Source organism: Vagococcus elongatus (assembly GCF_003987645.1).
GTDB lineage: Bacteria > Bacillota > Bacilli > Lactobacillales > Vagococcaceae > Vagococcus_A > Vagococcus_A elongatus.
In genome coordinates, this window is the sequence record NZ_NGKA01000006.1 from 64,714 (window position 1) to 78,196 (window position 13,483).

17 protein-coding genes and 2 other annotated features are annotated in these 13,483 nt (G+C 39.1%); of the genes, 13 read left to right on the forward strand and 4 right to left on the reverse strand.

Features of this window, described 5'->3' with window-relative positions; translation table 11 throughout:
- Nucleotides 1-7 precede the first annotated feature (7 nt).
- The 6 genes from CBF29_RS05175 (at nucleotide 8) to ileS (ending at nucleotide 6,347) form a co-directional block, all read left to right on the forward strand.
- Nucleotides 8-703, forward strand: coding sequence for a YggS family pyridoxal phosphate-dependent enzyme (locus CBF29_RS05175; protein WP_126808087.1), 696 nt, complete (start codon nucleotides 8-10; stop codon nucleotides 701-703).
- On the forward strand, nucleotides 700-1,317 hold the full coding sequence (locus CBF29_RS13960) for a cell division protein SepF (RefSeq protein WP_245987277.1): 618 nt from the start codon (nucleotides 700-702) through the stop codon (nucleotides 1,315-1,317). The genes CBF29_RS05175 and CBF29_RS13960 overlap by 4 nt, the downstream gene beginning before the upstream one ends.
- Nucleotides 1,318-1,331: 14 nt before the next feature.
- Nucleotides 1,332-1,601 carry a YggT family protein gene (locus tag CBF29_RS05185; protein ID WP_126808261.1) on the forward strand — a complete coding sequence of 90 codons (270 nt, stop codon included), beginning with the start codon at nucleotides 1,332-1,334 and terminating at the stop codon, nucleotides 1,599-1,601.
- Between the two features lie 30 nt (nucleotides 1,602-1,631).
- Nucleotides 1,632-2,417: a YlmH family RNA-binding protein gene (locus tag CBF29_RS05190; RefSeq protein ID WP_126808089.1), complete on the forward strand. Its 786-nt coding sequence runs from the start codon at nucleotides 1,632-1,634 to the stop codon at nucleotides 2,415-2,417.
- A gap of 19 nt (nucleotides 2,418-2,436) precedes the next feature.
- Nucleotides 2,437-3,231 (forward strand): DivIVA domain-containing protein, encoded by a 795-nt coding sequence (locus tag CBF29_RS05195; protein WP_126808091.1) that lies wholly within the window; start codon nucleotides 2,437-2,439, stop codon nucleotides 3,229-3,231.
- Nucleotides 3,226-3,447, forward strand: a binding site (T-box leader). (Overlaps the previous gene by 6 nt.)
- A 113-nt stretch (nucleotides 3,448-3,560) precedes the next feature.
- Nucleotides 3,561-6,347 carry an isoleucine--tRNA ligase gene (gene ileS / locus CBF29_RS05200; protein WP_126808093.1) on the forward strand — a complete coding sequence of 929 codons (2,787 nt, stop codon included), beginning with the start codon at nucleotides 3,561-3,563 and terminating at the stop codon, nucleotides 6,345-6,347.
- A 55-nt stretch (nucleotides 6,348-6,402) separates the two neighbouring features.
- On the opposite strand, the gene cbpA is transcribed toward ileS, so the two are convergent.
- Complete coding sequence (cbpA, locus tag CBF29_RS05205) at nucleotides 6,403-7,050, reverse strand: cyclic di-AMP binding protein CbpA (protein WP_126808095.1); 648 nt, start codon at nucleotides 7,048-7,050, stop codon at nucleotides 6,403-6,405.
- Between the two features lie 150 nt (nucleotides 7,051-7,200).
- Between cbpA and rpmG the strand changes: the two genes are divergently transcribed.
- The 3 genes from rpmG to nusG all read left to right on the forward strand — a co-directional run bounded on the left by rpmG (nucleotide 7,201) and on the right by nusG (nucleotide 8,240).
- Nucleotides 7,201-7,353 carry a 50S ribosomal protein L33 gene (gene rpmG, locus CBF29_RS05210; protein WP_126808097.1) on the forward strand — a complete coding sequence of 51 codons (153 nt, stop codon included), beginning with the start codon at nucleotides 7,201-7,203 and terminating at the stop codon, nucleotides 7,351-7,353.
- A 17-nt stretch (nucleotides 7,354-7,370) separates the two neighbouring features.
- Nucleotides 7,371-7,541, forward strand: a complete 171-nt coding sequence (gene secE / locus CBF29_RS05215; protein WP_126808100.1) for a preprotein translocase subunit SecE — start codon at nucleotides 7,371-7,373, stop codon at nucleotides 7,539-7,541.
- A gap of 156 nt (nucleotides 7,542-7,697) precedes the next feature.
- A complete protein-coding gene (nusG, locus tag CBF29_RS05220; protein ID WP_126808263.1) occupies nucleotides 7,698-8,240 on the forward strand; it encodes a transcription termination/antitermination protein NusG in 543 nt (180 codons plus the stop codon).
- Nucleotides 8,241-8,335: 95 nt separating this feature from the next.
- On the opposite strand, the gene sdaAA is transcribed toward nusG, so the two are convergent.
- Together sdaAA and sdaAB are read right to left on the reverse strand one after the other, a co-directional pair.
- Nucleotides 8,336-9,199, reverse strand: a complete 864-nt coding sequence (sdaAA, locus tag CBF29_RS05225; protein WP_126808102.1) for an L-serine ammonia-lyase, iron-sulfur-dependent, subunit alpha — start codon at nucleotides 9,197-9,199, stop codon at nucleotides 8,336-8,338.
- A 9-nt stretch (nucleotides 9,200-9,208) separates the two neighbouring features.
- Nucleotides 9,209-9,877 carry an L-serine ammonia-lyase, iron-sulfur-dependent subunit beta gene (gene sdaAB / locus CBF29_RS05230; RefSeq protein ID WP_126808104.1) on the reverse strand — a complete coding sequence of 223 codons (669 nt, stop codon included), beginning with the start codon at nucleotides 9,875-9,877 and terminating at the stop codon, nucleotides 9,209-9,211.
- A 241-nt stretch (nucleotides 9,878-10,118) separates the two neighbouring features.
- On the opposite strand from sdaAB, the gene rplK reads away from it, so the two are divergent.
- From rplK to rplL, 4 genes are all read left to right on the forward strand, one after another.
- Nucleotides 10,119-10,541, forward strand: a complete 423-nt coding sequence (rplK, locus tag CBF29_RS05235; RefSeq protein WP_126808106.1) for a 50S ribosomal protein L11 — start codon at nucleotides 10,119-10,121, stop codon at nucleotides 10,539-10,541.
- Between the two features lie 103 nt (nucleotides 10,542-10,644).
- On the forward strand, nucleotides 10,645-11,334 hold the full coding sequence (rplA, locus tag CBF29_RS05240; protein WP_126808108.1) for a 50S ribosomal protein L1: 690 nt from the start codon (nucleotides 10,645-10,647) through the stop codon (nucleotides 11,332-11,334).
- Nucleotides 11,335-11,388: 54 nt separating this feature from the next.
- Nucleotides 11,389-11,514, forward strand: a sequence feature (ribosomal protein L10 leader region).
- A gap of 82 nt (nucleotides 11,515-11,596) precedes the next feature.
- Nucleotides 11,597-12,100 (forward strand): 50S ribosomal protein L10, encoded by a 504-nt coding sequence (gene rplJ, locus CBF29_RS05245; RefSeq protein ID WP_126808111.1) that lies wholly within the window; start codon nucleotides 11,597-11,599, stop codon nucleotides 12,098-12,100.
- Nucleotides 12,101-12,154: 54 nt separating this feature from the next.
- The gene (rplL, locus tag CBF29_RS05250; RefSeq protein WP_126808113.1) at nucleotides 12,155-12,526 is read left to right on the forward strand and encodes a 50S ribosomal protein L7/L12; all 372 of its coding nucleotides are present in this window, start codon (nucleotides 12,155-12,157) and stop codon (nucleotides 12,524-12,526) included.
- Nucleotides 12,527-12,652: 126 nt separating this feature from the next.
- On the opposite strand, the gene CBF29_RS05255 is transcribed toward rplL, so the two are convergent.
- Nucleotides 12,653-13,420 (reverse strand): hypothetical protein, encoded by a 768-nt coding sequence (locus CBF29_RS05255; protein ID WP_126808115.1) that lies wholly within the window; start codon nucleotides 13,418-13,420, stop codon nucleotides 12,653-12,655.
- Nucleotides 13,421-13,483: the final 63 nt, after the last annotated feature.

Sequence of the window (13,483 nt, forward strand, 5' to 3'; positions counted from 1 at the left end):
ATTCGGAATGCTTGAGGAAAATTTAAAGGTTGTCAAAACTAAAATTGATCAAGCGCTCCAAAGAGCTCCGAAGGGAAAAAATGTTACTCTTGTAGCAGTGACTAAATCAGTGACAAGTGCTCGTGCAAAAGAATTGGTAGAGTTGGGTGTAGTGGATTTAGCAGAAAATCGTGCAGAAAATCTATTGGAAAAACAGCATCAACTTCAAGATCAGCATGAGCTCACTTGGCACCTGATTGGAACCTTGCAAACACGAAAGATAAAAGATATAATTAACGATATTGATTATTTTCATGCATTGGATCGGCTTAAAACAGCCAAAGAAATTCAAAAAAGATCAAAAAAAGTAATTAAATGCTTTGTTCAAGTAAATGTTTCAGGTGAAACGACGAAACAAGGAATTTCTTTAGATGGTGTGAAAGAATTTATTGAAGACTTGGAAAAATTTGATAAAATTCAAGTTGTCGGTTTGATGACCATGGCACCTTTGGGTGAACCCCCAGAGACCATCAGAAAGTATTTTAGACAACTTGCAGACAAACAAAAAGATATAGCTGAATTAAACCTGCCTTATGCTCCTTGTACTGAACTAAGTATGGGAATGAGCAATGATTTTGAAATAGCGGTGGAAGAAGGAGCTACATTTGTAAGAATCGGTACAAGTTTGTTTGAAAATCATGATGAAGAGGGTGAGCACAAATGAGTTTTGCATTGACAACTGAAAAAATACAAAAGTTTTTTGGCTTGGATGGAGCCAGTGATTATGACAATGATTTTGAATATTCACAGCCTGTGCAGGCAACTCAGGAAGTTCGGCAACCAGCTCATCGTCAATCTCAATATTCAAAGCAACCGACAAGGGAGCCTCAGAACAGATCAACTTCAGAGCCTCGTGGGGGTCGCCAAACTAATCGATCATCGACGGCTCGTGAGTCATCAAGCAAAAATGAAAGTAATGTATTAAGTATGGAAAAAGCTGTGGTTTCAAGAGAATCAAGAACAGAAAATAAACATCAAGGTAAAGTTAAAGGTGATGGACAGGTGAAAAAAATAGCCATAATCGAACCCCGTACCTATACGGAAGCCAAAGATATTGCTAAGGCGATTTTCCGCAACGAGGTAGTGATTATTAATTTTCGTCTTGTCGAAGAGTCCCAAGCGAGAAGAATTGTTGATTTTCTCACAGGAACGGTGTATGCCTTAGATGGAGATATTCAAAGACTTGATGGGTTGATGTTTATTTGTACACCGGCAAACATGGAAATCGACAGCGCCGTTGCCAAAAGTTTACTACGCACGCAGTTTTCTGATTTTTAATTAAGAAAGTGGGAATTAATTTGGCAAGTTTAATATACTATTTGCTTAGAGGGATTGAAACTTACTCGGTTTTGTTAGGGTTATATGCTTTGCTTTCCTGGTTCCCAGGAGGGTACGATAATATTTTTGGTCAGTTTCTTGCCCGGATATGTGAACCTTATCTGAGATTATTTGATCGTTTTAATTTGAATTTTGGCGGAATAGGTTTTACCATAATAGTGGCAATTTTTGTATTGAATTTAGCATCAAGGCTTTTGGTAAGGTTTTTGGTTGTGTTTTTGTAAAGTTGAAAAATTGTGGGAGGATGATTATCTGTGGAGGTGAATGTTTATCAACATTTTCGGAAAGATGAGCATCCTTTTCTTGACTCTATAAATGATTGGATTTATCAAGTTGATCACTTTTATTCTCCGTTTTTGACTGATTTTCTTGATCCAAGACAGCAATTTTTGCTTGAAACGATGTTAAGGACCTCAAGTGATGAGTTACTACTTTCATTCAACGGGGGATACAAAGATGCTGAAAGAAAACGTGGATTGATTTATCCGTCATACTATCAGCCGACAGCAGAGGATTATGAAATAGCAATTTATGAAATATTGTATCCTAAAAAATTTGCTGAATTGAAACATCGGAATATTCTTGGCTCATTGCTGGGAACGGGTATCAAACGTGAATACTTTGGCGATATCTTGACTGATGGCGACCGCTGGCAGTTTTTTATTAGTGGAAATGTTCAAAATTACGTCGTTCCGCAGTTGACAAAAATTGGAAATATCAGTGTCCGATTGGAAGAACGGACGGCTGGAGATATTATCCTCCCTCAAGACAATTGGGAGATGGCGACGATAACTGTCAGCTCTTTGAGGGTAGATGTGCTGATTTCCGAAATTTTTCAAATTTCAAGACAAAAAGCGAAATCTTTGGTAGAATCCAATAAAGTGAGAATTAATTGGAGTATCGTTGAACGTGCCGATAGTATGATTGAAGTAGCTGATACTGTTTCTGTCAGAGGCTATGGTCGCTTTCGTTTTGAACAGATGGATGGAAAAACACGAAAAGAGAAGTTTCGTTTGATTGTTGGTGTGATAAAAAATTAGAAATTAAGAGGTGAACGGGATGGCAGCATTAACTCCGCTAGATATCAAAAATAAATCATTTTCTACAAAGTTCAAAGGTTACAATCCAGATGAAGTGGATGATTTTCTGGATCAAGTGATTGATGACTATGAAGATTCTGTGAGAAAAGTAAAAGAGTTGGAAAAAAATCTAAAACATGCAGAGGAAAAACTGACATATTTTAATGAATTGAAAGATGCCTTAAATCAATCGATTATTGTGGCTCAAGATACAGCAGATAAATTAAAAAATACAGCATCAAAAGAGTCCGACGTATTGGTCAGCACGGCTCAAGCCGATGCCAGAGCGATTTTGGATGAAGCAAATGCGACGGCTGAAGCGACAGTTGCAGATGCTAACCGGATTTCTTCAGAAATCTTGAAGACTGCGCAAATCCAAGCGTCTCAGTTGGCAAATGAAACAGATGACTTAAAGAAGAAAACGAGAGAGTTCCATCGCAATCTTTCTTTGATTTTAGAATCTCAGCTTGAAATCGTCAAAGGCCGTGAATGGGATGATTTATTGAAACCATTCTCTACCTACATGGACGAAAGACATACTCATGTCAGAGAGCTGTTGGAGAATGAAGAGAAAATGAAGGAAGAGCTGCAGATGTTTGAGACAACAGAAGTAGAAGAAGAATTGGGTGAAGTTGCTGAGTCTTCAACTGAAACTACTGCAGATGGACATACTCAGGCAATCGAGCTGGATGCCATTGAAGCTGAAGAAAACAAAAATGAAATAGTAGAAAAGAATAAACCAAAATACAGTCGTGTGAGACGTTCACGTGACTAATCATGAAACAGAAAATCTTATTTTTATTCCTAAAAGCGAGTCAACGGTGGTGAGAGGTTGACGGACACTGAAAATAAGGAAGATCCTTCATGAGAAGCAAGTGCGAAATTAATATTAGTACTTGCCGCGTCATTCACGTTATGAATGATAAGAGCAAATAAATGCAAGTTGATTTATTTGGAATTTGGGTGGTAACACGAACACTTCGTCCCTGCGTTAGGGCGAAGTGTTTTTTGTTTTTAAATATATAAAGGTGAATTGTTTTAGGATTCATCATTTTGAATGCACAGAGAAGTATGGAATCGTTAGGAAGAAGGAGAAAATCAAATATGAAGATGAAAGACACGCTACAGCTTGGAAAAACGGCTTTTCCAATGCGAGGAAATCTTCCAGTCAGGGAAGTTGAATGGCAAAAAGATTGGGAAGATAAAAAAGTCTATGAAAAAAGGCAAGAATTAAATGAAGGGAAACCAACGTTTATTTTGCACGATGGTCCTCCTTATGCGAATGGAAATATTCATTTAGGCCATGCGTTGAATAAAATCAGTAAAGATATTATTGTACGTTCCAAATCAATGTCCGGCTTTAGATCTCCTTATGTGCCCGGTTGGGATACTCACGGGTTGCCAATCGAACAGGTGTTGACAAATAAAGGTGTGGATAGAAAAAAAATGACCCGTTCAGAGTATTTGGATAAATGTCGGGATTATGCTTTATCACAAATCGACACACAGCGGGAGGATTTTAAGCGACTAGGGGTGGCAGGAGATTGGGATAATCCTTATATCACATTGACACCTGATTACGAAGCAGCACAGATTCGTGTGTTTGGGAAGATGGCTGAAAAAGGCTATATTTATAAAGGGATGAAACCAATTTACTGGTCTCCGTCTAGCGAATCTTCTCTAGCGGAAGCTGAAATAGAGTATAAGGATGTTAAATCACCATCAATTTATGTTGCATTTAAAATGAAGGACGGCAAAGGTGTTGTTGATAATGATGCCCAATTGATTATTTGGACGACTACGCCTTGGACATTGCCAGCTAATCTAGGTGTTTCGGTTCACCCTGATTTTGATTATGTCATGGTGAAAGTCGAAGATGAAAAGTATGTTGTGGCAAAAGATCTTTTAGCCAATGTGGCTGAGGCTATCGGCTGGGAAACTTATGAAGTGCTGAAAGAAATCAAAGGAAGCCAGATGGATCGGCTGATAGCTCAGCATCCTTTCTATGAACGCGACTCGCTTGTAATGGTTGGAGAACATGTGACTTTGGAAGCTGGTACAGGACTTGTCCATACGGCACCTGGACACGGGGATGACGACTATCAAATCGGACGCAAGTATGGCTTGGAAATATTATCTCCAGTGGATGATCGGGGTGTGTTCACAAAAGAAGCACCAGGGTTTGATGGCGTTTTTTATGATAAAGCTAACCCGATGATTACAGAATTACTGCAAGAAAAGGGCGCATTGTTAAAACTGGATTTCTTTACCCATAGTTATCCTCATGACTGGCGTACGAAAAAACCAGTTATTTTTAGAGCCACACCACAGTGGTTTGCTTCCATCGATAAATTCAGAGAGAATATTTTATCTGAAATCGAAAAGGTAGATTGGATTATTCCATGGGGAAAAACTCGTTTATATAACATGGTTCGTGATCGGGGAGATTGGGTTATTTCACGTCAACGTGCATGGGGCGTTCCTTTACCAATTTTTTACGCTGAAAATGGAGAGCCGATTATCACTCCTGAAACAATCGAACATGTGGCGAATTTATTTGCAGCCCATGGCTCCCGTGTGTGGTATGACCATGAAGCTAAAGACTTGCTGCCAGAAGGTTTCACTCATGAGGGCAGTCCTAACGGGAAATTTACGAAAGAAAATGACATCATGGATGTTTGGTTTGACTCCGGTTCTTCTCACGAAGCGGTATTACGTTCGAGGGATGATTTGAGCTTCCCGGCAGACATGTATCTTGAAGGATCAGATCAATATCGCGGCTGGTTTAATTCAAGTATTACGACAAGTGTTGCAATTAATGGTGTGGCACCTTATCGTGCTGTGTTGTCTCAAGGTTTCACGCTGGATGCTAAAGGAAGAAAGCAAAGTAAATCTTTAGGGAATACGATTGAACCAGGTAAAGTTATCAAACAGATGGGTGCTGATATTTTACGGCTTTGGGTTGCCAGTGTAGATTATGAATCTGATGTGCGTGTGGATATGAATACTCTCACTCAAATTTCTGAAACTTACCGGAAAATCCGGAACACTATGAGATTTTTACTGGCGAATACTAGTGATTTTGACCCTGCACAACATCGTGTGAATTATCGCGAACTTCGCTCGGTGGATAAATATATGACTGTGCGTCTGAATGAAGTGATTCAAACAGTTAGAGAGAAAGGTTATGAAAAGTATTCTTTTTCTACTGTGTATAAAACAATCGTAAACTTTTGTACGGTTGATTTGTCTGCCTTTTATTTAGATTTTGCGAAGGATGTTGTATATATTGAAGCTGAGGAAGATGATAGCCGTCGCTGTATGCAGACTGTTTTTTATGACGTGCTGGTGGCATTGACTAAATTGCTGACACCAATTTTACCTCACACAAGTGAAGAAATCTGGCATTTCTTAAAAGAAGAAGAAGTTTACGTTCAGTTGGCAGAAATGCCTGAAGCCGTTCAATTCGAAGCTCAAGATGAGTTGATGGAAGAGTGGTCTGCCTTTATGAAAGTGCGGGACAACGTTTTGAAAGCTCTAGAAGAAGCTAGAAATGAAAAGCTGATTGGTAAATCTTTTGAAGCAAAAGTCACCCTTTATCCAAATGAAGTGACAGACGTTCTTTTCAAGAGCTTAGACACTGATTTGGCACAACTGCTGATTGTTTCACAGCTGGAAATCATGCCAGTAGGAACAGTTCCAAGTGAAGATGCGCTGAAGTTTGATCAAGTGGCTGTACTAGTGGAAAAAGCAGAGGGAGACGTTTGCGAACGTTGCCGTGCAGTCAAAAAAGATGTGGGCAGCCATGAGAAATTACCAACACTTTGTCATCGTTGTGCTGACATTGTGGAAGAAAACTTTCCAGAAGCTGTAGCAGAAGGATTTGAATAAAAAGAATCAATAAAAATACCCTCAGTTAGACAAGTTTCTAACTGAGGGTATTAAATTATCTTTCCCGTTCTTTTTGAAGGTCTTCCACTTCGATTACGCCATAATTTCTTCGTTCCAGCTGGTCAATAATCGTTTGTAACGTGTCATCGCTAGTCTCAACTGGAAGTGTGAATAACATTCTGCGGATAAATTCATCTTGTCCGACATCCAATGTGATACAGCTTGTAATGTTCACGTGTCTTGAAATGATTTTTGCCACGGCGGATAAGTCGCCCCGGTTACCTAAAGAGGCAACAGTGATCACGTAACGCCCTTCGTTGACATTCCAAGATTGTGCCAAGATATTTAATAATTTACTGTGGGTAAGTATGCCGTAAAATTGCTGGTGTTCATCTAGAACAGCAATGTAAGGCAACTCTTTGATAGTAAAAAATATTTTGAAAAAAGAGGAGTCTAAGTGTATAAATTTTGTTGCGTTTTTCAATAAATGAGTCACAGGCAGCTGCATATCTCTACCTTCGGATTTATGTTTGTAAATATGCATTTTATAAATATTTCCTCGAAAAATCTTTCCGGTATCATCCAGAATAGGCACACACCGAAAACCGGATTTTTCAAGTATCTCAAGAGCTTTTTCTAACGTACAATTTTCATTGACTGTCGTTAGATCTCGTTTAGGTATACAAACTTGTTTGATTAGCATAGAAAGCATCCCTCCAATTCTATTATCATACTCATTTTATCATAAAAAGAACATGGTGAATAGTTGTATCTTTTTGTTCCCTGGAATTGACACAAAGTTTGAATAATGGTAATGTATATGAGTAAACTCAAGTGAGAAGGTGCTGGTATAATGGCGATTAAAAAAACTTCTCTAGCATGTTCGGTCTGCGGGTCTCGGAATTATTCTAAAGTAATTAGTGAGGGACAAAGAACAGAACGTTTAGAGCTGAAAAAATTTTGTAAATATTGTAAAAAACATACGATCCACAGGGAAACCAAGTAGCAGGAGGCTTAAATAAAATGAAATTTTTCAAGGAAACGGCAGAAGAATTAAAACTTGTGACATGGCCAAAAGGAAAAAAACTCCGTAAAGATGTCGCTATCGTTATCCAAACGGCAGTTTTATTTGTGATATTTTTTGGAATTGTAGACTACGCATTGAACTTTGTTGTTACTTTTTTTGCTAAATAGCTTAGGGAACGAAAAGTAGCTGCTTTCGTTTTTTGCTTTAAAATTAGCATAATAAATTGCTAGCCAATAGGATGGTTCAGTGCTATACTAGTTTTGAGGAAAACTTCGGATGTGACTGAGGTTTTTTTATTTTATAAGAAAGTAGGCATCGAAAAAATGGAAACATTTGAAAAGCAATGGTATGTCCTGCATACATATTCAGGTTATGAGAATAAGGTAAAGGCCAATATTGAGTCACGTGCACAAAGTATGGGCATGGAAGATTTTATTTTTCGAGTGGTTGTCCCGGAAGAAGAAGAGCGTGAAGTAAAAAATGGCAAAGAAAAAATCAATATGAAAAAGACTTTTCCAGGGTATGTGCTAGTTGAGATGGTTATGACAGATGATTCATGGTACGTGGTCAGGAATACGCCTGGAGTTACTGGATTCGTGGGTTCCCATGGTGCGGGAAGCAAGCCTGCTCCATTGTTGAGTGAAGAAATAGAAGTGATTTTACGGAAACTTGGCATGAGCAAACGTCACACAGAATTAGATGTTGAACTAGGAGAAGTTGTCACGATTATTGAAGGAGCTTTTGCTAATTTAACTGGGGAAATCACTGAAATAGATAACGAACGACACAAGTTGAAAGTAAATATCAATATGTTCGGACGTGAGACATCCACCGAAGTTGATTTTGATCAGGTAGATAAAATATAAAGTAAAAAGAATGTCCTGCAAGCTGTCAAAGCTGCAAGACATTCTTTTCTATTTTATGGAGAATCATTTTAACTGATTCAGATTAGGACTTAAACTCAGCCATAGATTTTCTGACTTATTTTTTTCCCTGTAGGTGTTACGGCAAGGCCGCCTTCCGCTGTTTCTTTGAAAATCGAAGGCATTTGCATACCGACCTTATGCATCGCTTTGATGACTTCATCTGGGGGGATGACGCTGGTGATGCCAGCCAGTGCCATATCAGCAGAGACATAGGCTTGGGAAGCTCCCAGAGCATTTCTTTTCACACAAGGGACCTCGACTAATCCAGCAACGGGGTCACATATCAGTCCCAGCATATTTTTTAGCGTGATAGCTACGGCCTGGGCACATTGTTCGGGAGTGCCCCCTGATATTTCTACAAGTCCGGCACTGGCCATGGCACTGGCCGAGCCGATTTCAGCTTGGCATCCGCCGGCAGCGCCGCTAATGGAAGCATTGTTAGCAATCACGAGTCCAAAGGCTCCAGCGGTGAATAAGAATTGAAGCTGCTGTTCTTCATTTAATTGTTTTTGTTCGGTCACGGCTGCCAGCACACCGGCTGCAACTCCCGCACTGCCGGCCGTGGGGTTGGCACAAATCAAACCCATCTGTGCATTGACTTCATTGACGGCGATAGCATTTTGAACAGCGGTTAAAATATATTTGCCGCTAAGAAAATTTTCTCCGCCAAGATAGTCGTGCATTTTTTTGGCATCTCCTCCTGTCAGTCCCGTAACTGACGTGACACCACCCACACCTTTTTTAATGGATTGAAACATAACATCTTTATTTTTTTTCATGTGTGCCAAGATTTCTTCCCGGCTAGTTTCTGATTGGGTCATTTCCACTTGAATCATTGCCTCAGTTACAGAGCCCCAATGATTAGCCCTCTCAATTAGTTCTTCGATTGTGTTAAACATCTTAACCTCCTAAATAAAGAAAGAAACGTTATGAACGTTTGCTATTTTTTTGATTTTCTCAAGGGCATCTGCGGTCGAACGTTCGTCAATCTCGAGTATCATAATGGCTTGTTCCCCTTTAGCTGCCCGTGAATCAGTCATTGTAGCAATATTGATGTTGAGTTTGCGGAAGACATCCGTCACTTCAGCAATCACGCCTGGCACATCTTGGTGAACAATTAAAACGGTAGGTGTCCCCATATTAATATGGATTTTAAATCCGTTCAATTCTGATATTTGAATATTTCCTCCGCCGATAGAAATACCTGTCACTCGCATTTTTCTTTCACCTTTTTTGACAATCAAGGTGACTTGATTGGGGTGTTCAGCTGCTTCTTTTTTTGGTACAAACAGAACTTCCATCTTATTTTCATAGGCGATTTTTAAAGAGTCTGCCAGTCTGGGATCATCTGGTTCCATGCCAAGCAGTCCGCCCACGATAGCGATATCTGTGCCGTGTCCTCGGTATGTTTTTGCAAAAGATTCATAAAGTAAAATATCGACCGTTTCAGGCTGTTCTCCAAAAATCTGGCGTACGACTTTACCAATCCGTGCCGCACCGGCAGTGTGTGAACTGCTGGGACCGACCATGACCGGTCCGATAATATCGAACACGCTTTTAAACTGGTTGTTGCTCATCGATAAAAACCCCTTTCAAGTTTATCCGTACTCATCTTAACATAAAATTGAAAATTTCCAATGATAACTTACTCTAAAAACAAAGAAATCCTTTGTTTTCAAGAGAAATATTCTTGCTTTTTCCAGAAAGCATTGTATAATATATGGGTGTGTAAATTTCACACTTCTTTGCGAAAAGAATCGTGGGAGGAGAAATCTTAGCTCCAATTAACCACAGCACGGACTTAAGGAGGTATGTCACGTGGCAAAAAAAGTAGAAAAAATCGTTAAGTTACAAATTCCAGCTGGTAAAGCAACTCCAGCACCACCAGTAGGACCAGCATTGGGACAAGCGGGTGTTAACATCATGGGATTCACTAAAGAGTTTAATGCTCGTACACAAGACCAAATCGGTTTGATTATCCCTGTTGTAATCTCTGTTTATGAAGATCGTTCATTCACATTTATTACAAAAACACCGCCGGCAGCTGTTCTATTGAAAAAAGCAGCGAAGGTAGACAAAGGTTCTGGTGAGCCAAATAAAAATAAAGTTGCCAAAGTAACGAAAGCACAAGTTCAAGAAATTGCTGAACTTAAAATGGAAGACCTAAACGCCGCTGATGTTGAAGCAGCTATGCGCATGGTAGAAGGTACTGCAAGAAGCATGGGGATTACAGTAGAATAATACTAGTAATCACGAAGAAGTAGCTTCTCAGTCGGTTTATATTGAAAAATATAAATTACGTGGGAGGTTCTACCGCTATAACCACAATCAAGGAGGAAACAAAATGGCTAAAAAAGGCAAGAAAATGCAAGAAGCTTTGAAAAAAGTTGATAACACAAAAAATTACGAATTAGCTGAGGCGATTGCTTTGGTTAAGGAGATAGATTTCGCTAAATTTGATGCAACGGTCGAAGTTGCCTATCGTTTGAGCGTAGACCCTAAGAAAGCAGACCAGCAAATCCGTGGGGCAGTTGTTTTGCCAAACGGTACTGGTAAAACTCAATCTGTTTTGGTTTTTGCTAAGGGCGATAAAGCTAAAGAAGCAGAGGCAGCAGGGGCTGACTATGTAGGAGAAGCAGACTTAGTAGAAAAAATCCAAGGTGGATGGTTCGATTTTGACGTTGTTGTAGCAACGCCGGACATGATGGCTGAAGTTGGTAAATTAGGACGTGTGTTGGGACCTAAAGGATTAATGCCTAACCCTAAGACTGGAACAGTGACAATGGATGTTGCAAAAGCAGTTGAAGAAGTTAAGGCTGGTAAAGTAACTTACCGTGTAGATCCGCAAGGAAACGTTCATATGCCTATGGGGAAAGTCTCATTTTCTGATGAGAAACTGCTAGAAAACTTCCAAACTATCCATGATGTGATCTTGAAAGCAAAACCAGCATCTGCCAAGGGAAATTATATTAAAAACCTTGTGATCACAACAACTTTAGGACCTGGAGTAAAAGTAGACGCCCAATCTCTATAATAAAAAATGCTTGACCTAGACGACTTTACATGATAAAGTTGTCTAGGTTAAATCAAATAATTTAATTATGTACCGAAGACAGTAGGTGGCTGATGCCTTAATTTCCTGCCGAGGACCACATTGAGTATGATCAATAGTCCCTCTATGTCAACGGTGGCATGGAGTTTTTTGTTTTTCCGTCAGCACTTATCGTTTTAATGGTTTGATGCCGATAGAAAACAGACTCTCCACCATCTATTATTACGGAGGTGAAATTTAATCAATGAACAACAAAGTGATTGAAAAAAAAGCACAATTAGTAGAAGAAGTCGCAGAAAAGTTTAATCAGGCAGCTTCTGTTGTCGTGGTTGACTACCGTGGATTGACTGTTGCGGAAGTAACTGAGTTGCGTAAACAATTGCGTGACAACGGTGTTGAAATGCGAGTAATCAAAAACTCTATTTTACGACGTGCAGTAGAAAAAGTTGGTTTGGAAGGCTTAGACGAAGTATTCACTGGACCGACTGCAGTAGCATTTAGTAACGAAGATGTGGTATCACCAGCAAAAATCATTGCTGATTTTTCTAAAAATGCAGAAGCATTGGAAATCAAAGGTGGTATTATTGAAGGAAAAGTTTCTTCAGTCGAGGAAATCAGTGCGTTGGCAAAATTGCCAAGCCGCGAAGGATTGCTTTCTATGTTGCTTTCAGTACTTCAAGCACCTGTACGCAACGTGGCTTACGCTGTCAAAGCAGTGGCGGAAGCCAAAGAAGAAGAAGCAGCTTAATTTCTGCTTAAAATTTTCATAACAAAACTAATACAAATAATGGAGGAATACAAAATGGCATTAAATATTGAACAAATCATTGCTGATTTGAAAGAATCAAGCATTTTAGAACTAAGTGAATTAGTCAAAGCTATCGAAGAAGAATTTGGTGTATCAGCTGCAGCACCTGTTGCAGTTGCAGGTGGAGCTGGCGACGGAGCTGCTGCTGAAGAACAAACTGAATTTACAGTTGAATTAACAGCTATCGGCGACCAAAAAGTTAAAGTTATCAAAGCAGTTCGTGAAGCTACTGGCCTAGGCTTGAAAGAAGCTAAAGCTGTTGTTGATGCTGCTCCAGGACCAGTCAAAGAAGGCGTAGCTAAAGAAGAAGCTGAAGCATTGAAAGCAGCTTTGGAAGAAGTTGGAGCTTCAGTAGAATTAAAATAATCACTATAAAAAAGCAGTATTTTGTAGTAGATTCTAAAGATTCGACATTTAAGAGTAGAGAAATCTACTCTTTTTATGTCTATTTTTGAAAAAATAAAAACCACGCAGATTTTTTAGTCTGTGTGGTTATTTCCAATTGATATAGATGAAAAACAATAACACTAAAATGCTGAAATTTAAGAAAAGTTCTCTTTTTTTCTGATTCCTCATCAGATGGGACAGTGAAAAAACTATGACTGACGCAAGGGCAGCTGCTATGAAGGTAACGAAAGATAGCTGCTTTTGTATATTAAAATAATATAGGCAACCGACGCTCACTATCATAAAAATCAGACTGAACAAACTGAAAAGTTTCTGTCGGTTTAAATATGAATATGTTTTTTGAATAATCAGTGTCTGCCATAAAATAACACTGGCACTGACTACGAATAAGAGAGCCAAGTCGATTTTAAATGAATATGAATCCGACAAGTAAACGATCATATTTAAAACAATGCCTTTAAAAAAAGCTTGTGTGATAGTGAAAAGCAGAGAATCTGGATAGTAATAATTACTGGAGAAAAACAAAAACTGAAACGCTTCATAGCTGGCTAAAATGACACCGAATTGCCATGTGGTATTCATGCCATATGAAAAAATGAGCAGTGAAGAAACAGCCAATTTAACACTGTACAATTGGATAGAAAGTCTTCGCCCAAATTGATAACGACTTCGGATCAAAGCCATGAAAAATTCGGATAACAGCAAGTAGCCGATAAAAATCAGCAGGTGTAACGAAAAAGAACGGGCCGTTTTATTTAGCAGCATCGCTGGGAGAAAGCCGATGATTGCTTGAGCTACGGAATTTAATAAAATAAACGGGAAATTAAACGACTGATTATTTGTTTTGTTCACTTTGCGCCTCCTCTTCTAGTAATGGCTTATGTTAATAATCCTATAGAAAGAACGGAATTTCGT